This is a genomic window from Enterobacter kobei (assembly GCF_001729765.1).
Classification (GTDB): Bacteria; Pseudomonadota; Gammaproteobacteria; order Enterobacterales; family Enterobacteriaceae; genus Enterobacter; species Enterobacter kobei.
On the sequence record NZ_CP017181.1, the window covers coordinates 4,605,086 to 4,625,734 of the forward strand.

A 20,649-nucleotide genomic window follows, 5' to 3' on the forward strand; every position below is an offset into this window, starting at 1 on the left:
ATTCTGTTTAATCTGTATCAGGCTGAAAATCGTCTCTCTCACGCCAAAACAGCTTCGGCGTTGTAAGGTTAAGCCTCACGGTTCATTAGTATCGGTTAGCTCAACGCATCGCTGCGCTTACACACCCGACCTATCAACGTCGTCGTCTTCAACGTTCCTTCAGGAGACTTAAAGTCTCAGGGAGAACTCATCTCGGGGCAAGTTTCGTGCTTAGATGCTTTCAGCACTTATCTCTTCCGCATTTAGCTACCGGGCAGTGCCATTGGCATGACAACCCGAACACCAGTGATGCGTCCACTCCGGTCCTCTCGTACTAGGAGCAGCCCCCCTCAATTCTCCAGCGCCCACGGCAGATAGGGACCGAACTGTCTCACGACGTTCTAAACCCAGCTCGCGTACCACTTTAAATGGCGAACAGCCATACCCTTGGGACCTACTTCAGCCCCAGGATGTGATGAGCCGACATCGAGGTGCCAAACACCGCCGTCGATATGAACTCTTGGGCGGTATCAGCCTGTTATCCCCGGAGTACCTTTTATCCGTTGAGCGATGGCCCTTCCATTCAGAACCACCGGATCACTATGACCTGCTTTCGCACCTGCTCGAGCCGTCACTCTCGCAGTCAAGCTAGCTTATGCCATTGCACTAACCTCCTGATGTCCGACCAGGATTAGCTAACCTTCGTGCTCCTCCGTTACTCTTTGGGAGGAGACCGCCCCAGTCAAACTACCCACCAGACACTGTCCGCAACCCGGATTACGGGTCTACGTTAGAACACCAGCCATTAAAGGGTGGTATTTCAAGGTCGGCTCCACGCAGACTGGCGTCCACGCTTCAAAGCCTCCCACCTATCCTACACATCAAGGACCAGTGTTCAGTGTCAAGCTATAGTAAAGGTTCACGGGGTCTTTCCGTCTTGCCGCGGGTACACTGCATCTTCACAGCGAGTTCAATTTCACTGAGTCTCGGGTGGAGACAGCCTGGCCATCATTACGCCATTCGTGCAGGTCGGAACTTACCCGACAAGGAATTTCGCTACCTTAGGACCGTTATAGTTACGGCCGCCGTTTACCGGGGCTTCGATCAAGAGCTTCGCGTTACCGCTAACCCCATCAATTAACCTTCCGGCACCGGGCAGGCGTCACACCGTATACGTCCACTTTCGTGTTTGCACAGTGCTGTGTTTTTAATAAACAGTTGCAGCCAGCTGGTATCTTCGACTGATTTCAGCTCCACCCGCAGGGGCTTCACCTACATATCAGCGTGCCTTCTCCCGAAGTTACGGCACCATTTTGCCTAGTTCCTTCACCCGAGTTCTCTCAAGCGCCTTGGTATTCTCTACCTGACCACCTGTGTCGGTTTGGGGTACGATTTCGTGTTACCTGATGCTTAGAGGCTTTTCCTGGAAGCAGGGCATTTGTTACTTCAGCACCGTAGTGCCTCGTCATCACACCTCAGCGTTAAAAGGTACCGGATTTACCTGGAACCTCCGCCTACATGCTTAAACCGGGACAACCGTCGCCCGGCTAACATAGCCTTCTCCGTCCCCCCTTCGCAGTAACACCAAGTACAGGAATATTAACCTGTTTCCCATCGACTACGCCTTTCGGCCTCGCCTTAGGGGTCGACTCACCCTGCCCCGATTAACGTTGGACAGGAACCCTTGGTCTTCCGGCGAGCGGGCTTTTCACCCGCTTTATCGTTACTTATGTCAGCATTCGCACTTCTGATACCTCCAGCAACCCTCACAGGCCACCTTCAACGGCTTACAGAACGCTCCCCTACCCAACAACGCATAAGCGTCGCTGCCGCAGCTTCGGTGCATGGTTTAGCCCCGTTACATCTTCCGCGCAGGCCGACTCGACCAGTGAGCTATTACGCTTTCTTTAAATGATGGCTGCTTCTAAGCCAACATCCTGGCTGTCTGTGCCTTCCCACATCGTTTCCCACTTAACCATGACTTTGGGACCTTAGCTGGCGGTCTGGGTTGTTTCCCTCTTCACGACGGACGTTAGCACCCGCCGTGTGTCTCCCGTGATAACATTCTTCGGTATTCGTAGTTTGCATCGGGTTGGTAAGCCGGGATGGCCCCCTAGCCGAAACAGTGCTCTACCCCCGAAGATGAGTTCACGAGGCGCTACCTAAATAGCTTTCGGGGAGAACCAGCTATCTCCCGGTTTGATTGGCCTTTCACCCCCAGCCACAGGTCATCCGCTAATTTTTCAACATTAGTCGGTTCGGTCCTCCAGTTAGTGTTACCCAACCTTCAACCTGCCCATGGCTAGATCACCGGGTTTCGGGTCTATACCCTGCAACTTAACGCCCAGTTAAGACTCGGTTTCCCTTCGGCTCCCCTATACGGTTAACCTTGCTACAGAATATAAGTCGCTGACCCATTATACAAAAGGTACGCAGTCACCTAACAAGTAGGCTCCCACTGCTTGTACGTACACGGTTTCAGGTTCTTTTTCACTCCCCTCGCCGGGGTTCTTTTCGCCTTTCCCTCACGGTACTGGTTCACTATCGGTCAGTCAGGAGTATTTAGCCTTGGAGGATGGTCCCCCCATATTCAGACAGGATACCACGTGTCCCGCCCTACTCTTCGAGTTCACAACCTGTGCATTTTCGTGTACGGGACTATCACCCTGTACCGTCGGACTTTCCAGACCGTTCCACTAACACACAAGCTGATTCAGACTCCGGGCTGCTCCCCGTTCGCTCGCCGCTACTGGGGGAATCTCGGTTGATTTCTTTTCCTCGGGGTACTTAGATGTTTCAGTTCCCCCGGTTCGCCTCGTTAACCTATGTATTCAGTTAACGATAGTGTGACGAATCACACTGGGTTTCCCCATTCGGACATCGCCGGGTCAAAGGTTCATATCACCTCGCCGGCGCTTTTCGCAGATTAGCACGTCCTTCATCGCCTCTGACTGCCAGGGCATCCACCGTGTACGCTTAGTCGCTTAACCTCACAACCCGAAGATGTTTCTTTCGATTCATCATCGGTTTGCGAAAATTTGAGAGACTCGAACACACATAACATGTGTGTCGTTTCAATTTTCAGCTTGATCCAGATTTTTAAAGAGCAAAACTTCGCAGTGCACCTTTTCAGGTTCACTCTGAAGTTTTCTTGTGTTCGCAGTAAAAGATGGTGGAGCTATGCGGGATCGAACCGCAGACCTCCTGCGTGCAAAGCAGGCGCTCTCCCAGCTGAGCTATAGCCCCATCGTTTGTAATCTCTGTACCGCTCATCCTTTAAAAGGATTTTGGTAGGCCTGAGTGGACTTGAACCACCGACCTCACCCTTATCAGGGGTGCGCTCTAACCACCTGAGCTACAAGCCTGCAGAGATTTTTACTGCTGTTTTTTCATCAGACAATCTGTGTGAGCACTACAAAGGCAGGTTCTTTAAGGTAAGGAGGTGATCCAACCGCAGGTTCCCCTACGGTTACCTTGTTACGACTTCACCCCAGTCATGAATCACAAAGTGGTAAGCGCCCTCCCGAAGGTTAAGCTACCTACTTCTTTTGCAACCCACTCCCATGGTGTGACGGGCGGTGTGTACAAGGCCCGGGAACGTATTCACCGTAGCATTCTGATCTACGATTACTAGCGATTCCGACTTCATGGAGTCGAGTTGCAGACTCCAATCCGGACTACGACGCACTTTATGAGGTCCGCTTGCTCTCGCGAGGTCGCTTCTCTTTGTATGCGCCATTGTAGCACGTGTGTAGCCCTACTCGTAAGGGCCATGATGACTTGACGTCATCCCCACCTTCCTCCAGTTTATCACTGGCAGTCTCCTTTGAGTTCCCGGCCTAACCGCTGGCAACAAAGGATAAGGGTTGCGCTCGTTGCGGGACTTAACCCAACATTTCACAACACGAGCTGACGACAGCCATGCAGCACCTGTCTCAGAGTTCCCGAAGGCACCAAAGCATCTCTGCTAAGTTCTCTGGATGTCAAGAGTAGGTAAGGTTCTTCGCGTTGCATCGAATTAAACCACATGCTCCACCGCTTGTGCGGGCCCCCGTCAATTCATTTGAGTTTTAACCTTGCGGCCGTACTCCCCAGGCGGTCGACTTAACGCGTTAGCTCCGGAAGCCACGCCTCAAGGGCACAACCTCCAAGTCGACATCGTTTACGGCGTGGACTACCAGGGTATCTAATCCTGTTTGCTCCCCACGCTTTCGCACCTGAGCGTCAGTCTTTGTCCAGGGGGCCGCCTTCGCCACCGGTATTCCTCCAGATCTCTACGCATTTCACCGCTACACCTGGAATTCTACCCCCCTCTACAAGACTCTAGCCTGCCAGTTTCGAATGCAGTTCCCAGGTTGAGCCCGGGGATTTCACATCCGACTTGACAGACCGCCTGCGTGCGCTTTACGCCCAGTAATTCCGATTAACGCTTGCACCCTCCGTATTACCGCGGCTGCTGGCACGGAGTTAGCCGGTGCTTCTTCTGCGGGTAACGTCAATTGCTGTGGTTATTAACCACAACACCTTCCTCCCCGCTGAAAGTACTTTACAACCCGAAGGCCTTCTTCATACACGCGGCATGGCTGCATCAGGCTTGCGCCCATTGTGCAATATTCCCCACTGCTGCCTCCCGTAGGAGTCTGGACCGTGTCTCAGTTCCAGTGTGGCTGGTCATCCTCTCAGACCAGCTAGGGATCGTCGCCTAGGTGAGCCGTTACCCCACCTACTAGCTAATCCCATCTGGGCACATCTGATGGCAAGAGGCCCGAAGGTCCCCCTCTTTGGTCTTGCGACGTTATGCGGTATTAGCTACCGTTTCCAGTAGTTATCCCCCTCCATCAGGCAGTTTCCCAGACATTACTCACCCGTCCGCCACTCGTCACCCGAGAGCAAGCTCTCTGTGCTACCGTTCGACTTGCATGTGTTAGGCCTGCCGCCAGCGTTCAATCTGAGCCATGATCAAACTCTTCAATTTAAGTTTGATGCTCATGAATTAAACTTCGTAATGAATTACGTATGTTCACTCAGAGACTTGGTATTCATTTATTGTCCGAAGACATTAAGAATCCATGTCACTTTGAGTGCCCACACAGATTGTCTGATAAATTGTTAAAGAGCAGTGCCGCTTCGTTTTCGCTGCGGCGCGGGGTGTGCATATTACGCTCTCCCGCTTCAGAGTCAAGCGTTTATTTTGCTTTTCTCTGCTGACCCGGCGGCGTGTGTGCCGTTGTTCCGTGTCAGTGGAGGCGCATTATAGGGAGTTATTTCACAGTGACAAGCACAAAATACAAAAAACTTTTCGTTCGCTCACTTTTCAAACTTAACGCTTATTTAAGTCGCGAATCGTCCGTTAAATGTGCGATTTCCCGCGCAAAACTGGCCACCTGCGACCAGTCGGTATAAACCACTTCTTTACGGGTATCGGTTTCACCACCGGTCATTTTCATAATCAGGCGGATCATGAAACGGTCATACCAACGGTATCGAGGGTAACGCAGCGCACCAGCAAAAACCGCGCACAGGTCTGGCTGCCACGGTGAGCTGAGTAAAAACTTGCGCGTATAGCTGTTGGTCTGCGGCGTACGCTTCTCGGCTTTACGCGCAACCAGATTGACCGAGTAAAACGCGCCGGGCAATTTGTTGAGCACCGCCGTGTGCTTTTTCACAAAGCGATCCAGCGCTGGATGGAAATGCCCGTAACGAATAGAGGCGCCAATCACCACGCGATCGTACTCCTGCCATGTGATCTGCTCCGCGCGATTCAGGTTCACCACATCCGAGTAAATACCCAGTTCTTTTAATTCCGACGCCAGATACGCGGCAATCTCACGTGTTTGTCCGTCTCGCGTAGAGAAAAGAATCAGTGTTTTCATCAACGGCTCCTTATTCGCGCCAGAATGTTGGGGTGAAGAGCACCAGCAGAGTAAAGACCTCAAGACGACCAAACAGCATATTGGCAATGAGGATCCATTTCGCGACCGGGTTCATACTGGCAAAGTTATCCGCCACGACCCCCAGGCCTGGCCCGAGGTTATTCAATGTTGCGACGACGGACGCAAAGGCGGAGAAATCATCCACCCCCGTCGCGATGATCGCCAGCATACTGACGATAAAGACCAGCGCATACGCCGAGAAAAAGCCCCATACGGCTTCGAGAATACGTTCCGGCAGCGCGCGGTTCCCCAGTTTAATGCTGTAGACCGCGTTCGGGTGGACCAGTCGTTTCAGCTCACGGTTGCCCTGCTTGAACAGCAGCAGAATACGAATCACCTTCAGGCCACCGCCCGTCGACCCGGCGCAGCCGCCAATAAACGCAGAGCACAGCAGGAGTACCGGCAGGAACAGCGGCCAGCGCGCAATACTGTCCGTGGTAAATCCGGCGGTCGTCGCCATTGATACCACCTGGAAGAACGCCTGGTTTAGGGTTGTCAGCGCGGAGTTGTAAACATCATGGAACCACAGCACCAGGGTACAGATGACGACCAGCGTAAGCTGGACACCAATAAACATGCGGAACTCAGGGTCGCGCCAGTACACCTTCAGGCTTCGCCCGCTCAGTAAAGAGAAGTGCAGGCCATAGTTACAGCCAGAAATCAGCAGGAAAATCGCAATGATGGTGTTGATCGTTGGGCTATCGAAGTAGCCTACGCTGGCATCGTGGGTGGAGAACCCGCCGATAGCGATTGTCGCAAAGCTGTGTCCGATGGCATCGAAAGCAGGCATCCCGGCAAACCAGAGCGCCAGCGCACAGGCCACCGTCAGCAGGACATAAATCAGCCACAGGGTTTTCGCCGTCTCGGCAATACGCGGGCGCATCTTGTTATCTTTCAGCGGCCCGGGCATTTCAGCCCTGTACAACTGCATCCCACCGACGCCCAGAATGGGCAGAATAGCTACCGCCAGGACGATGATCCCCATACCGCCGAACCACTGCAGCATCTGGCGATAAAAGAGGATGGCGTGGGGTAATGAATCCAGACCCACCAGCGTCGTCGCCCCGGTGGTCGTTAACCCCGAGAACGATTCAAAAAAGGCATCCGTGATGCTCAGGTTAGGTTGCTCGGAGAAGATAAAGGGCAGCGAACCCACGCTCCCCAGCACCGTCCAGAACAGCACCACGATCAGAAAGCCTTCGCGGGATTTCAGCTCACCTTTCTGACGACGATTCGGCCACCACAGCAGCGAGCCAATCGCCAGTGCGACAAAAAAGGTCTGGGTAAATGCCCGCCCCGCGCCGTCCCGGTAGATAAGCGCCACCAGTCCTGGGAGAATCATCGTCCCGGAAAAAAGTATGACCAGCAGTCCAACGATTCGGGTTATGGCACGAAAATGCATCTCTGCCGCTTCCTTTGGTATTCAAAAAAGTGAGGTGGGGATTATTCTTCAATCGGCAGTAATTGCAACGAACCGCGACTAAAATCTGCCAGTTTTGCTGAAAAAGCAGCCAGCTCCGCCTGAGGAAGCGCCACGCGTAATTGCACCATCGCCTGAAAGTCACTGTGCGCGATAACACCATTAAACTGTTTCAGCAACGCTTCGATGCCGGATAATTGGGCGTAATCGCACAATAGAGTATATTCGGTGAGCGGCGTTTTGCGGGTGGTCGTCAATATATTCAGTGCCTGCTGAACGCCACCGCCATAGGCTTTCACCAGCCCGCCCGTGCCTAACAAGATGCCGCCGTAGTAACGCACCACCACGGCGGTAATTTCACCCACGCCGCTGCCCATCAGCTGCGAGAGCATGGGTTTACCGGCGGTTCCCGCGGGTTCACCGTCATCGGAAAAGCCAAGCTGTTGCGAATCGTCCGGGGGCCCTGCCACCCACGCCACACAGTGGTGACGTGCGTCAGGATGCACAGCCCGGACAGACTCGACAAATGCCTTTGCCGCTTCAACGCCGTCGGTGTGTGCCAGCAGCGTAATAAAGCGGCTTTTCTTGATTTCCTCAACAAAGGTGACCGGTTCAGCCGGTATCAGCCAGCTTTCCATCAGGCCAGCTTCAGGTCTCGCGTCATATTCTCGATACCGTTCTCGTGAATCACCACGTTATCTTCGATACGAATACCGCCAAACGGTTTCAGTGCGTCAATTTTTTCCCAGTTGAAGTGTTTGCTGAACTGACCATCACGCCATGGCGCCAGCAGGGATTCAATAAAGTAGATCCCCGGTTCAATCGTCAACACCATACGCGGCTCAAGAATACGGGTGCAGCGCAGGTAAGGATATTTAGACGGTGCCGCAAGATGCGTACCGGTATCATCCTGCATAAAGCCAGCGACGTCGTGAACCTGCAGGCCCAGCGGGTGACCAATACCGTGCGGCATGAATGGCCCGGTGAGATCGTTCTCGACCATTGCCTCTTCGCTCATGTCTTTCACAATCTGATGCTTACGCAGAAGCTTCGCGATGCGCTGATGGAACTGAACGTGATAATCCACGTAGCTGGTACCGGCTTTCATGGTACCAATAAGCGCCAGTTGCTCATCGTTCACGTCTTTAATCAGCTGCGCGAAATCGGTGTCAGCATTAGCCGCCCAGGTACGGGTCAGGTCAGCCGCATAACCGTTGTACTCAGCGCCGGCATCAAGCAGGAAGCTGCGCATTTCCGACGGAACCTGATGGTCCAGTTTGGTGTAGTGAAGAACAGAAGCATGCTCATTCAGCGCGACAATATTGCTGTATGGCACGTCGGTATCACGGTGGCCGGTCGCGGTCAGGTACGCCTGGTTGATATCGAATTCGCTCATGCCGGACTGGAACGCCTCGTGCGCGGCACGATGGCCATTCACCGCCGTTTTTTGCGCTTCACGCATGCAGTAAAGTTCGTAATCGGTTTTGTACGCGCGGTAGTAATGCAGGAAGTCGAGCACCCCTTTCGGGTTGAGTTTGTCCGCGGGAATATCCAGACCCAATGCACGCTCCGGAACCGGGCCAATATAGGCGATATTGCCGCGTGCAGCAGGTAGCTGGCTGCCAATGCCGTCCGCTTTTGGCAGCGCAATCACATCAATTTCTTCCGTCCAGAAAGAGGTCGGCAGCGGTTCCACGTTGTGCCAGTAATCGACCGGCAGGTAGAACCACAGTTTCGGCTTGTTCACGCCATCCACCAGCAACCAGCAGTTAGGAACCTGAGTAACAGGCACCCAGGCTTTAAACTGCGGGTTAACCTTGAACGGATAGGCATGGTCATCAAGAAATGTGTTTATCAGCTCGCCGGAATGGATAAGCAGGGCATCCAGTTTGAAGCGGGCCAGTACATCGCGGGTACGTTCCTGTAGGGTAACGATATGATTTTTATAAAGCGAAGCCAGTGAGTCCATCATTCTTCCTTTCGTTTTTTTGACCTCAAGTCATCGCATCTTAGCACACCTCACTCCGGCTGCGTGATTTCCACCGACCGTGATCAATGCAGCAATTTCTTAATGAGTAATTTGCATTTTATTAACATAAATCCCACACTCCGTTTCATCTGGTATGACCAGATCCAATTGCTGGATTCAGGAGACTGACATGCTCTACAAAGGCGACACCCTGTACCTCAACTGGCTGGAAGATGGCATTGCCGAACTGGTATTCGATGCTCCCGGCTCAGTGAACAAGCTTGATACCGCGACCGTGGCCAGTCTTGGCCAGGCGTTGGAAGTACTTGAAAAGCAAACTGAATTAAAAGGGCTGCTGCTGCGCTCAAACAAAGCAGCCTTTATTGTCGGTGCCGATATCACCGAATTCCTTTCCCTGTTCCAGGTGCCTGAAGAACAGTTGAGCCAGTGGCTGCACTTTGCTAACAGCGTCTTTAACCGTCTGGAAGACCTGCCTGTTCCGACTATTTCCGCCGTTAATGGTTACGCATTAGGCGGTGGCTGCGAATGCGTGCTGGCAACCGACTACCGTCTGGCCACGCCGGATCTGCGTATCGGCCTGCCGGAAACCAAACTGGGGATCATGCCGGGCTTTGGCGGATCCGTCCGTATGCCGCGCATGCTGGGTGCTGACAGCGCGCTGGAGATCATCGCCGCCGGTAAAGATGTCGGCGCGGAACAGGCGCAGAAAATCGGCCTGGTGGACGGCGTGGTTAAGCCAGAAAAACTGGTTGAAGGCGCTCTGGCTATTCTGCGTCAGGCCATTAATGGCGATCTCGACTGGAAAGCCAAACGCCAGCCGAAGCTTGAGCCGTTAAAACTCAGCAAGATAGAAGCCACCATGAGCTTCACCATCGCCAAAGGCATGGTGATGCAGACGGCGGGTAAACACTACCCGGCGCCGATCACGGCAGTGAAAACCATTGAAGCGGCCGCCCGTCTGGGCCGTGACGAAGCCCTGAAACTGGAAAATCAGAGCTTCGTCCCGCTGGCGCACACCAACGAAGCCCGCGCGCTGGTTGGCATCTTCCTGAACGATCAGTTCGTGAAAGGCAAAGCTAAACAGCTGACCAAAAACGTTGAGACCCCAAAACACGCGGCGGTACTCGGGGCGGGCATTATGGGTGGCGGCATCGCCTACCAGTCAGCCTGGAAAGGCGTGCCGGTAGTGATGAAAGACATTAACGAGAAATCCCTGACGCTGGGCATGACCGAAGCGGCCAAGCTGCTGAATAAACAGCTGGAGCGCGGCAAAATTGACGGGCTGAAGCTCGCTGGCGTGATCTCCACCATTCAGCCTGTGCTGGAATACAGCGGTTTTGATCGTGTGGACGTGGTCGTTGAGGCGGTCGTAGAGAACCCGAAAGTCAAAAAAGCGGTGCTGGCGGAAACGGAAGACAAAGTTCGTCCGGATACCGTACTGGCCTCTAATACCTCGACTATTCCGATTAGCGAACTGGCGAGCGTACTGAAGCGTCCGGAAAACTTCTGCGGAATGCACTTCTTCAACCCGGTACACCGTATGCCGCTGGTCGAAGTGATCCGAGGGGAAAAAACCTCTGACGAAACCATCGCCAAAGTGGTGGCGTGGGCAAGCAAGATGGGCAAAACGCCGATCGTTGTTAACGACTGCCCGGGCTTCTTCGTCAACCGCGTACTGTTCCCTTACTTCGCCGGTTTCAGCCAGCTGCTGCGCGACGGGGCAGACTTCCGCAAAATCGACAAAGTGATGGAAAAACAGTTCGGCTGGCCGATGGGCCCGGCGTATCTGCTGGACGTGGTCGGTATTGATACCGCCCATCACGCCCAGGCGGTGATGGCGGCGGGCTTCCCGCAGCGCATGCAGAAAGATTATCGCGACGCGATTGACGCCCTGTTCGACGCTAACCGCTTCGGTCAGAAAAACGGCCTGGGCTTCTGGCGCTATAAAGAAGACAGCAAAGGCAAACCGAAGAAAGAAGAGGATGCGGCGGTGGATGGCCTGCTGGCCGACGTATGCCAGTCAAAACGTGACTTCACCGACGATGAGATCATCGCCCGCATGATGATCCCGATGATCAACGAAGTGGTGCGTTGTCTGGAAGAAGGCATTATCGCCAGCCCGGCCGAAGCGGATATGGCGCTGGTATACGGCCTGGGCTTCCCTCCGTTCCACGGTGGCGCATTCCGCTGGCTGGACACCATCGGCAGCGCCCGCTATCTCGATATGGCTCAGCAGTATCAGCACCTCGGCCCGCTCTATGAAGTGCCTGAAGGGCTGCGCAACAAAGCGCGCCATAACGAACCCTATTACCCAGCAGTTGAGCCAGCCCGTCCGGTTGGCGAGCTGAAAACGGCTTAAGGAGTCACAATGGAAAAGGTTGTCATTGTTGATGCGATTCGCACCCCGATGGGCCGTTCAAAAGGCGGCGCATTCCGTAACGTGCGCGCGGAAGACCTCTCCGCACACCTGATGCGTAGCCTGCTGGCGCGTAATCCGGCGTTGGACCCCGCCGCGCTCGACGATATCTACTGGGGCTGCGTGCAGCAGACCCTGGAGCAGGGCTTCAATATCGCGCGTAATGCGTCACTGCTGGCGGAGATCCCGCATTCGGTTCCGGCCGTCACCGTTAACCGTCTGTGCGGTTCGTCTATGCAGGCGCTGCACGATGCGGCACGTATGATCATGACCGGCGATGCTCAGGCCTGCCTGGTCGGCGGTGTGGAGCATATGGGGCACGTCCCGATGAGCCACGGCGTCGATTTCCATCCGGGGATGAGCCGTAACGTGGCAAAAGCTGCGGGAATGATGGGTCTCACCGCGGAGATGCTCTCCCGCCTGCACGGCATCAGCCGTGAAATGCAGGATGCGTTTGCCGCACGTTCCCATGCCCGCGCCTGGGCTGCCACGCAGTCCGGCGCATTTAAAAACGAGATCATCCCTACCGGCGGTCACGATGCGGACGGCGTTCTGAAGCAGTTCAGCTACGACGAAGTGATCCGCCCGGAAACAACGGTGGAAGCACTTTCTACGTTGCGTCCGGCATTTGATCCGGTCACCGGTACGGTCACGGCAGGTACCTCGTCGGCGCTGTCCGACGGAGCAGCGGCGATGCTGGTGATGAGCGAAAGCCGCGCCCGTGAGCTGGGGTTAACCCCACGCGCTCGGGTACGTTCGATGGCTGTCGTGGGCTGCGATCCTTCAATCATGGGTTACGGCCCGGTTCCGGCCTCGAAGCTGGCGCTGAAAAAAGCGGGACTAACCGCCAGCGACATCGATCTGTTCGAGATGAACGAAGCCTTCGCCGCGCAGATCCTGCCGTGCATTAAAGATCTGGGGCTGATGGAACAGATCGACGAGAAAATTAACCTCAACGGCGGCGCGATCGCCCTCGGCCACCCACTCGGTTGCTCCGGGGGGCGTATCAGCACGACGCTGATTAATCTGATGGAGCGCAAAGATGCCCAGTTCGGACTGGCAACAATGTGCATCGGGTTGGGTCAGGGTATCGCGACGGTGTTTGAGAGAGTGTAAATCAGGAAAAGTATTTCAAAGCCAATGACGTCAGAACAAGGCGGCAAGCGAGCGAATCCCGATGAGCTTACTCAAGTAAGTGATTCGGGTGAACGAGCGCAGCCAACGCAGTTATGGCGTCATTGGCGAAGAGAGAGAGTTTAGTTGCCGTTCTTCCCGCCTGTCAGGGGCGGGTTTTTTATTTAAATGAAGGCAAACGCATCGCCAAACAGGCGATCTTCACGCGCGTCACGTTCGTTACAGAACAGGTCCCGGGCGATTTTCGCCATCTCGAAACGACCTGCGATATAGATATCGTGTCCTGCCAGCGTGCCGTGATCCTGCAATACCGCCGTCAGCACGGTACCGCTACGCCCACGCCAGCCCTCTTCCGGCTGCTCAACCACCGGCTCAATGCGCAGGTTAGGATGGGTTACGCTCAGCGCTTCCAGCTCAGACAGGTCATATAGATGCTTCTCTTCGCGGCCACCCCAGTAAATGGTGATGTCACGGTCCGGGTTACGTGCCAGAGCGGTCAACAGAATAGAGCGCACATAAGAGAATCCCGTACCGCCAGCGATGAGGATCAGCGGACGATCTTCGTCATCGCGCAGCCACGCTTCGCCGTGAGGGATGTCGACCACAATCTCACGTTCTTTCAGGATGCGGTCCATAACGGCCATCGCGTACAGGTTAAGCTCAGACGCACCAATATGCAGCTCAATAAATTCTTTCTCTGCTGGCGCAGAGGCCATAGAGAAAGGACGCTTATCACGCTCATCCATCACTACCATTAAGTACTGACCAGCGCGGAAAGAGAATGCCGCTTCTGGCACTAAACGGACGCGATATACGGTGTCGGTGATGGCATCTACCGAGGTCACTTTACAGCTTAAGGTTGTCATTCGCTCTCTCTGTCGTGAAGTCTATAGGGCTTAACGGCCTGTTTCAGGTTTACCGTTATTCATTATGGCCAGTTCATCCCAGATCGCGTCAATACGCGCGGTCACGGCAGGATCTTTTTTGATCGGGCGACCCCATTCACGGTCGGTTTCGCCAGGCCATTTATTTGTGGCATCCAGTCCCATTTTTGAGCCAAGACCGGAAACCGGCGAGGCAAAGTCCAGGTAATCTATCGGCGTGTTCTCGACTAACACCGTATCGCGCGCCGGGTCCATTCGCGTGGTAATCGCCCAAATGACGTCATTCCAGTCGCGAGCGTTAACGTCATCATCGCAGACAATAACAAATTTGGTATACATAAACTGGCGCAGGAAAGACCAGACGCCCATCATCACGCGTTTCGCATGACCGGGATACTGCTTCTTCATCGTCACTACCGCCAGGCGATACGAGCACCCTTCAGGGGGCAGGTAAAAATCAACGATTTCCGGGAACTGCTTTTGCAGGATCGGCACAAACACTTCATTCAGCGCCACCCCCAGTACTGCGGGTTCATCCGGTGGACGCCCGGTGTAGGTAGAGTGATAAATCGCATCTTCACGCTGCGTAATGTGCGTAACGGTAAACACCGGGAAGTTATCCACTTCGTTGTAATAACCGGTGTGGTCGCCGTAAGGGCCTTCCGGTGCCAGTTCGCCCTGCTCAAGGTAACCTTCCAGCACAATTTCCGCACTGGCCGGAACTTCGAGATCGTTCGAAATACACTTCACGACTTCGGTTTTTGTCCCGCGCAGCAGGCCGGCAAACGCATATTCAGAGAGCGTATCCGGCACGGGTGTAACGGCTCCCAGAATAGTGGCCGGGTCAGCGCCTAAGGCGACAGAGACCGGGAAACGTTCACCCGGATGCGCAGCGCACCACTCCTGGAAATCCAGCGCGCCGCCGCGATGCGACAGCCAGCGCATGATGAGCTTATTCTTACCAATCAACTGCTGGCGGTAAATACCCAGATTTTGCCGTTCTTTATGCGGACCGCGCGTGACGGTCAAACCCCAGGTGATCAGCGGCGCAGCATCTTCAGGCCAGCACTGCATAATGGGAATTTTGGTCAAATCAACCGCATCGCCTTCCAGCACTTTTTGCTGGCACGGCGCACCGCGCAGGCGTTTGGTTGGCATGTTCAGCACCTGCTTAAACTGCGGCAGCTTGTCGAACAGATCGCGGAAGCCTTTCGGTGGCTCTGGCTCTTTCAGAAATGCCAGCAGCTTACCCACTTCACGCAACGCGGTAACGTCTTCCTGCCCCATCCCCAATGCGACACGACGCGGTGTACCAAACAGGTTGCACAGCACCGGCATGGAGTAACCTTTCGGATTTTCAAAGAGTAACGCGGGGCCACCGGCACGCAGGGTGCGGTCAGCAATTTCTGTCATTTCCAGATAAGGATCAACAGGAAGTGTAATGCGTTTGAGTTCGCCCTGCTTTTCCAGCAGCGTCAGGAAGTCGCGGAGATCGTGGTATTTCATGCAGTTAGTCATGGCCTCTCTGTAAGCGCTTCATTATACGGCGTAAGCCTGCTTGATGCTGTAATTTTGTTAAATTAGCGTGAACTTATGCGTTCTGTTCCAGGTTCACCCATTATAATCAACTTAGCGATCCCTCCAGGGTTTTGATATGCTTGCGCCCCGAACTAAGGGAAAGAGTGATTATGCAGGCCTGGTATTTACTGTATTGCAAACGCGGGCAACTTCAGCGCGCGCAGGAACATCTTGAACGTCAGTCTGTAAATTGTCTGACACCCGTGATCACGCTTGAAAAAATGCAGCGCGGGAAGCGCACAACCGTCAGTGAGCCGTTATTCCCGAACTACCTGTTCGTGGAGTTCGACCCTGAGGTGATCCACACCACCACCATCAGCGCAACGCGCGGCGTCAGCCACTTCGTTCGTTTTGGCGCCCACCCGGCCACCGTTCCGTCGACGGTCATTCATCAGCTTTCGGTGTATCAACAGCCCGAAGGGATCACCGACCCGGAAACCCCTTACGCGGGTGATAACGTCGTCATTACGGAAGGTGCATTCGAAGGCCTGCAGGCGATTTTCGCCGAGCCGGACGGTGAAGCACGCTCCATGTTGTTGCTCAACCTGCTGAACAAGCAGGTGTTGCAGAGCGTCAAAAATACCGACTTCCGTAAAGTTTAAAAACTGATCCTGAAGAGATGGCGCACGTTGTCATCCGTCTGCGCAGAAAGCCAGTGCGGATCGTCTCCACGCCATCGCGCCACGCGCTCAACAATGTGCCCCAGGTATGCAGGCTCATTTCGCCGCGATGACGGTTTGGGCGTCATATCTCTCGGCAGCAGATAAGGCGCATCGGTCTCAATAAGCAAACGGTCGGCCGGAATCAACGGTAACAGCTCGCGTAGCTCAAGCCCGCGGCGCTCATCACAAACCCAGCCGGTAATGCCGAGAAACAGCCCGCGCGCCAGGCACTCCTGCGCCTCCTGCCTTGAACCGGTGAAGCAGTGCAGCACCGCGCCGGGGAGTTTATCCAGCCAGGGATCCAGAAGCGCGAGAAAACGTTCGTGCGCGTCGCGGCAATGCATAAAGACGGGCATTTCAAGCTCTGCCGCCAGAGCAAGCTGGGCAGTGAATGCCTTTTCCTGTTCGTCAGGCGTGGAGAAGTTGCGGTTAAAATCGAGCCCACACTCGCCAATGGCCACCACCTCAGCGGTTTTCGCCAGCCTGTAAAGGATTTGTGCGCTCTCCTCGGTCCACTGGCTACTGTCATGAGGGTGGATGCCTGCGGTTGACCAGCAGTGTTCATAACGTTGCGCCAGAAGCTGCGCCTGCTCGCTCTCATGAAGGTTAGTTCCGGTCAGCAGGAGTCCTTTAACGCCGGCGTCAAAAGCACGCGCAACAACGTCATCGCGATCTTTTGCAAACTGCGAGCTGGTCAGGTTGAGTCCGATATCAAACATGCGAATCCCCATATAACAACCGCCCTGACGGGCGGCTGGTTTTACTCTTCAGTGGTCTTTTCAGACGCATCGTCTACATCGTCCGATCGGCGTCCTTTACCCACGTAGAAACGCGAGAAGAATACGCCAACCTCAAAGAGGCAATACATCGGTATGGCCAGTAACGTCTGCGAGAAAACATCCGGCGGCGTGAGCAGCATGCCGACCACAAATGCACCTACCAGGATATACGGACGCTTTTTACGCAGGTCTTCAGGGGTCGTTACCCCAACCCAGCAAAGCAGCACAATGGCGACCGGCACTTCAAATGCCACGCCAAACGCCATAAACAGCGCCATGACGAAGCTGAGATAGCTGGCGATATCTGTCGACACCTGCACCCCTTCCGGCGCGGTGTGCGTCAGGAAGCCAAAGGCCAGCGGGAAGACAACGAAGTAGGCAAACGCCATACCGATATAGAACAGCAACGAGCTGGAGACCAGCAGCGGGATCACCAGTTTACGTTCATGTTTATACAGCGCTGGTGCCACAAACGCCCATACCTGATAAAGGATGACGGGTGCAGACGCAATCAACGACACCCAAAAGGTGAGCTTAATAGGGGTAAAGAACGGTGAGGCAACATCTGTTGCAATCATCGTTGCCCCCAGCGGCATCTGCTTAATCAGCGGTGCAGAGACCACCTGATAGATATCGTTGGCGAAATAGACCAGGCACAGGAATATCACCAGAACCGCAATAATGCAGTTTAACAGGCGCTTACGCAGCTCAATAAGGTGCGTAATAAGCGGTTGAGTATCATCTACTGCCATGGTTACGCTTTATCACTCGACGAGGGGGATGATTCGGAAACAGGCGCGACGGGTTTCGCTTCCGCCACTTTTATCGTGGGGTCTTCCGGCTGCGCCTGTTTTTTCACTTCGGTTTCCTGCGGCGTCTGTTCTGGCGCGGCGGCCTGGTGCTCAGCACTCGCTGGCGTCACGCCCTCACGTTGCGCTTCGCTGTCCTTCACCACCGGGTTATGAATGGTGTTCGCTTCATCGCTCGCTTTTTCAGGATCGTTAACGCTGTAAGAGCGCTTCATGGATTCCGCCGCTTCGCGCAGTTCATCCATTGAGGCTTTCAGTTCCGGCGTCAGGTTATCCATGCTCGCCTTCTCGACCTTTTTCAGGCTTTCCTGAAACTCCTGGAGCTTAAGTTCCTGTGCCAGTTCATTCTGAACGGTCGATGCCAGCGATCTCAGCGCACGCACCCAGCCCACAACGGTTTTCACCGCCACGGGCAGACGCTGCGGACCCAGCACGATCAGGCCAATCACAAAGACTAGCAGCAGCTCACTAAAACCAATGTCGAACACGACTTACACCTGCTCTTTATCGTGGCTTTTGGCGTCTTCTTTTTTGGCTTCTTCTTGCTTATCGGAGATGGATTTTGCAGTAAAATCAGCATCCTGGCTGGCTTTATCCTGCTTGTTCTCATCATCGCTCATTGCTTTCTTGAAGCCTTTGATAGACGCGCCCAGATCGGAACCGATAGAACCGAGCTTTTTAGTGCCAAACAGCAGCACGACGATGACGGCAATAATGACTAATTGCCAGATACTGATACCACCCATACAAATTCCTCAGGAATAGATGATTAATTGGTCAAGTCGCATTATACGTATGCGACCCGTCGATGGCGACGCAAACTCAGCGCGTTTTTCTCCATCCGGCTAGCCAGACAACAACCCCGCTAGCCATCAGCCAGGCGGGCATCATCTGCCAGTCCGGACGATTGATTAGCAGCAACGTACCGCTCAACAGCAGCGTTGCGCCAATCCCAAAGAGATAGCGTGATTGTCCCTGGCGCACGCGACTGGACTGAAGCTCGCGGGCGATTTTATCCATGCTGTGCTGAAGGTTCTTGCTCTGACGCAAACTGTCGTAAACCAGTTCAGGAATTTCGGGCATTTTTTCAATCCAGAACGGGCCTTTCTCTTTCAATGAGCGCACCAGCGCTGGAAAACCTACCTGATCCTTAATCCAGGATTCCAGGAACGGTTTAGCCGTCTTCCACAAGTCTAACTGAGGATAGAGTTGGCGACCTACACCCTCAACGTAAAGTAATGTTTTCTGAAGTAAAACTAATTGCGGCTGAACTTCCATATTAAAGCGGCGAGCCGTATTAAACAGGTTTAACAGCACGTGCCCGAAGGAGATTTCTGCCAGCGGCTTTTCAAAAATCGGCTCGCAGACGGTACGAATAGCAAACTCAAACTCTTCGACGTTGGTGTCCGGCGGAACCCAGCCGGAGTCAACGTGCAGCTCAGCCACCTTACGGTAGTCACGGTTGAAGAACGCGATAAAGTTCTCGGCCAGATAACGCTTATCTTCTTTATTCAGCGACCCCACAATCCCGCAGTCGATACCGATATACTTCGGATCCTCAGGATGCTCGTAGCTCACAAAAATATTGCCCGGGTGCATATCCGCATGGAAAAAGCTGTCGCGGAACACCTGAGTAAAGAAGACCTGAACGCCACGTTCGGCCAGCAGCTTCATGTTCGTTCCCTGCTTCTCCAGCGCCGCCACATCCGAAACCGGAATACCGTAGATGCGCTCCATGACCATCATGTTCTGACTGCAGTAGTCTGAATAGACCTCAGGCACATAAAGCATCGGGCTGTTTTCAAAGTTACGACGCAGCTGAATGGCGTTTGCTGACTCGCGCAGCAGGTTAAGCTCATCAATCAGCGTTTTTTCGTATTCCCGCACCACTTCCATCGGACGCAGACGACGGCCATCAGGTAACAAACGTGGTACCCAGCGCGCCAGACGATAAATCAGCTTCATGTCAGCTTTGATGACCGGCAGGATATCCGGGCGGATCACCTTGATCACCACCTCTTTGCCGTTCTCTTTCAGACGCGCGGTATGCACCTGAGCAATAGACGCCGACGCCAGCGGGGCTATTTCGAAATCGTCAAACCAGGTTTCAACGGGAAGATTACCCATTGCCTCTTCGATCTGTTTCTTTGCCCTCACTCCGTCAAACGGGGCAACACGGTCCTGCAGCATTGCCAGTTCATCGGCAATATGAGGCGGGAAGAGATCGCGGCGGGTTGAGAGCATCTGTCCGAACTTAATCCATACCGGGCCAAGCTCCTGCAGCGCCAGACGCAGACGTTCACCCAGCGGCTGACCTTTATGACGATTAGGCATCCAGAACAACATCCGCCGCCAGATTCTAAGCGGCAGCGTGATACGCATTTTGGGGATAAGCTCATCGAGCCCGTAACTCAAAAAGGTGTGGACGATAAAATAGAGGCGCCGAATTTCACCAGGCGTCATTTGCCCTCCAGTTTTTCCAGCCGTTTGGTTAATGCATCAACCGCACGTTCAACAGCAGCGGTTTCTTCCGCAAACCATGCCACTTCCAGCGGACCGGGGGCCATGCGCCACTCTTCAGTCAGGACTTCTGCGGCATAGCGCTGCTGCCGTTCCAGATTTTTGCGCAAGAACGCCGTGCCGCCATGAATAGCTTTCCCGATCCCTTCAGCGGCGATGTCACCAATAAAAGGCGCGAGCAGTTCTGCCGGGTCAAACTCCGCCAGATCGCTGAGCGCAACGAAGTTTTGTACGACCTGGATGTCGCCCTCCACTTCCAGCTCACCGCTGCGGATAAGCGCCGTCAATTGCTGGCGATCGCGCAGTTTTGGCAGCACGCTCATATGGGTAATGACCGAGCAATCCGCCTCGCCTTCCCACTCACCCAGAACATCGAGCTGGCGTTCGCTGAAGACCAGCACGAGCGGCGTTGAGAACTCTTTTAATACAATGCGCAGGACCTTCCCGTTAAGTCGCTGACGTGCAGCTTTTAGCGCCGGCGCGCGATACAGGAAGGCATTGAGCACATTCTCGATGCCTGCGGTGACTAAGGGTTTAAAGGGCAC

General features: G+C 54.3%; 15 protein-coding genes, 2 tRNA genes and 2 rRNA genes. 3 read left to right on the forward strand and 16 right to left on the reverse strand.

What is annotated here, in order from left to right:
* Positions 1-64: 64 nt before the first annotated feature.
* The 8 genes from BFV64_RS22365 to pepQ all read right to left on the reverse strand — a co-directional run bounded on the left by BFV64_RS22365 (position 65) and on the right by pepQ (position 9,301).
* Positions 65-2,969, reverse strand: a 23S ribosomal RNA gene (locus BFV64_RS22365).
* A gap of 180 nt (positions 2,970-3,149) precedes the next feature.
* Positions 3,150-3,225: transfer RNA gene (locus tag BFV64_RS22370), tRNA-Ala, on the reverse strand.
* Positions 3,226-3,267: 42 nt separating this feature from the next.
* Positions 3,268-3,344 (reverse strand) — tRNA-Ile (locus tag BFV64_RS22375).
* A 70-nt stretch (positions 3,345-3,414) separates the two neighbouring features.
* Positions 3,415-4,954: ribosomal RNA gene (locus BFV64_RS22380) — 16S ribosomal RNA — on the reverse strand.
* The 16S and 23S rRNA genes sit together here with 2 tRNA genes alongside, the layout of an rRNA operon.
* A gap of 352 nt (positions 4,955-5,306) precedes the next feature.
* On the reverse strand, positions 5,307-5,852 hold the full coding sequence (gene hemG, locus BFV64_RS22390; protein WP_014885610.1) for a menaquinone-dependent protoporphyrinogen IX dehydrogenase: 546 nt from the start codon (positions 5,850-5,852) through the stop codon (positions 5,307-5,309).
* Positions 5,853-5,862: 10 nt separating this feature from the next.
* The gene (gene trkH / locus BFV64_RS22395; RefSeq protein ID WP_013099227.1) at positions 5,863-7,314 is read right to left on the reverse strand and encodes a Trk system potassium transporter TrkH; all 1,452 of its coding nucleotides are present in this window, start codon (positions 7,312-7,314) and stop codon (positions 5,863-5,865) included.
* Between the two features lie 41 nt (positions 7,315-7,355).
* Positions 7,356-7,970 (reverse strand): IMPACT family protein, encoded by a 615-nt coding sequence (locus tag BFV64_RS22400; protein ID WP_045281880.1) that lies wholly within the window; start codon positions 7,968-7,970, stop codon positions 7,356-7,358.
* A complete protein-coding gene (gene pepQ / locus BFV64_RS22405) occupies positions 7,970-9,301 on the reverse strand; it encodes a Xaa-Pro dipeptidase (RefSeq protein WP_045281881.1) in 1,332 nt (443 codons plus the stop codon). Before pepQ ends, BFV64_RS22400 begins: the two co-directional genes overlap by 1 nt.
* A 190-nt stretch (positions 9,302-9,491) precedes the next feature.
* Here pepQ and fadB point away from each other — a divergent pair, with 190 nt between their 5' ends.
* Both fadB and fadA read left to right on the forward strand, forming a co-directional pair.
* Positions 9,492-11,681, forward strand: a complete 2,190-nt coding sequence (gene fadB, locus BFV64_RS22410; RefSeq protein ID WP_045281882.1) for a fatty acid oxidation complex subunit alpha FadB — start codon at positions 9,492-9,494, stop codon at positions 11,679-11,681.
* Between the two features lie 9 nt (positions 11,682-11,690).
* Positions 11,691-12,854, forward strand: coding sequence for an acetyl-CoA C-acyltransferase FadA (gene fadA / locus BFV64_RS22415; RefSeq protein WP_069602442.1), 1,164 nt, complete (start codon positions 11,691-11,693; stop codon positions 12,852-12,854).
* Positions 12,855-13,036: 182 nt separating this feature from the next.
* On the opposite strand, the gene fre is transcribed toward fadA, so the two are convergent.
* Both fre and ubiD read right to left on the reverse strand, forming a co-directional pair.
* On the reverse strand, positions 13,037-13,738 hold the full coding sequence (gene fre, locus BFV64_RS22420) for an NAD(P)H-flavin reductase (protein ID WP_069602443.1): 702 nt from the start codon (positions 13,736-13,738) through the stop codon (positions 13,037-13,039).
* Positions 13,739-13,768: 30 nt separating this feature from the next.
* The gene (gene ubiD / locus BFV64_RS22425; RefSeq protein ID WP_023331547.1) at positions 13,769-15,274 is read right to left on the reverse strand and encodes a 4-hydroxy-3-polyprenylbenzoate decarboxylase; all 1,506 of its coding nucleotides are present in this window, start codon (positions 15,272-15,274) and stop codon (positions 13,769-13,771) included.
* Between the two features lie 170 nt (positions 15,275-15,444).
* Here ubiD and rfaH point away from each other — a divergent pair, with 170 nt between their 5' ends.
* Positions 15,445-15,936, forward strand: a complete 492-nt coding sequence (gene rfaH, locus BFV64_RS22430) for a transcription/translation regulatory transformer protein RfaH (RefSeq protein WP_014885616.1) — start codon at positions 15,445-15,447, stop codon at positions 15,934-15,936.
* On the opposite strand, the gene tatD is transcribed toward rfaH, so the two are convergent.
* From tatD to ubiJ, 6 genes are all read right to left on the reverse strand, one after another.
* The gene (gene tatD, locus BFV64_RS22435) at positions 15,933-16,715 is read right to left on the reverse strand and encodes a 3'-5' ssDNA/RNA exonuclease TatD (protein WP_032635121.1); all 783 of its coding nucleotides are present in this window, start codon (positions 16,713-16,715) and stop codon (positions 15,933-15,935) included. The two genes, rfaH and tatD, sit on opposite strands and share 4 nt — an antisense overlap.
* A gap of 41 nt (positions 16,716-16,756) precedes the next feature.
* Positions 16,757-17,527: a Sec-independent protein translocase subunit TatC gene (tatC, locus tag BFV64_RS22440; RefSeq protein ID WP_023331550.1), complete on the reverse strand. Its 771-nt coding sequence runs from the start codon at positions 17,525-17,527 to the stop codon at positions 16,757-16,759.
* A gap of 2 nt (positions 17,528-17,529) precedes the next feature.
* On the reverse strand, positions 17,530-18,072 hold the full coding sequence (gene tatB / locus BFV64_RS22445) for a Sec-independent protein translocase protein TatB (RefSeq protein WP_023331551.1): 543 nt from the start codon (positions 18,070-18,072) through the stop codon (positions 17,530-17,532).
* Between the two features lie 3 nt (positions 18,073-18,075).
* Entirely contained in the window at positions 18,076-18,330 is a 255-nt protein-coding gene (tatA, locus tag BFV64_RS22450; RefSeq protein ID WP_014885620.1) for a Sec-independent protein translocase subunit TatA, read from the reverse strand.
* A 76-nt stretch (positions 18,331-18,406) separates the two neighbouring features.
* The gene (gene ubiB / locus BFV64_RS22455; RefSeq protein WP_045135432.1) at positions 18,407-20,047 is read right to left on the reverse strand and encodes a ubiquinone biosynthesis regulatory protein kinase UbiB; all 1,641 of its coding nucleotides are present in this window, start codon (positions 20,045-20,047) and stop codon (positions 18,407-18,409) included.
* The gene (gene ubiJ, locus BFV64_RS22460; protein WP_045135431.1) at positions 20,044-20,649 is read right to left on the reverse strand and encodes a ubiquinone biosynthesis protein UbiJ; all 606 of its coding nucleotides are present in this window, start codon (positions 20,647-20,649) and stop codon (positions 20,044-20,046) included. The genes ubiB and ubiJ overlap by 4 nt, the downstream gene beginning before the upstream one ends.

Coding starts and splice junctions, on each gene's coding strand:
- hemG (WP_014885610.1), bottom strand. CDS start 5,852: ATGAAAACACTGATTCTTTTCTCTACGCGAGACGGACAAACACGTGAG.
- trkH (WP_013099227.1), bottom strand. CDS start 7,314: ATGCATTTTCGTGCCATAACCCGAATCGTTGGACTGCTGGTCATACTT.
- BFV64_RS22400 (WP_045281880.1), bottom strand. CDS start 7,970: ATGGAAAGCTGGCTGATACCGGCTGAACCGGTCACCTTTGTTGAGGAA.
- pepQ (WP_045281881.1), bottom strand. CDS start 9,301: ATGGACTCACTGGCTTCGCTTTATAAAAATCATATCGTTACCCTACAG.
- fadB (WP_045281882.1), top strand. CDS start 9,492: ATGCTCTACAAAGGCGACACCCTGTACCTCAACTGGCTGGAAGATGGC.
- fadA (WP_069602442.1), top strand. CDS start 11,691: ATGGAAAAGGTTGTCATTGTTGATGCGATTCGCACCCCGATGGGCCGT.
- fre (WP_069602443.1), bottom strand. CDS start 13,738: ATGACAACCTTAAGCTGTAAAGTGACCTCGGTAGATGCCATCACCGAC.
- ubiD (WP_023331547.1), bottom strand. CDS start 15,274: ATGACTAACTGCATGAAATACCACGATCTCCGCGACTTCCTGACGCTG.
- rfaH (WP_014885616.1), top strand. CDS start 15,445: ATGCAGGCCTGGTATTTACTGTATTGCAAACGCGGGCAACTTCAGCGC.
- tatD (WP_032635121.1), bottom strand. CDS start 16,715: ATGTTTGATATCGGACTCAACCTGACCAGCTCGCAGTTTGCAAAAGAT.
- tatC (WP_023331550.1), bottom strand. CDS start 17,527: ATGGCAGTAGATGATACTCAACCGCTTATTACGCACCTTATTGAGCTG.
- tatA (WP_014885620.1), bottom strand. CDS start 18,330: ATGGGTGGTATCAGTATCTGGCAATTAGTCATTATTGCCGTCATCGTC.
- ubiB (WP_045135432.1), bottom strand. CDS start 20,047: ATGACGCCTGGTGAAATTCGGCGCCTCTATTTTATCGTCCACACCTTT.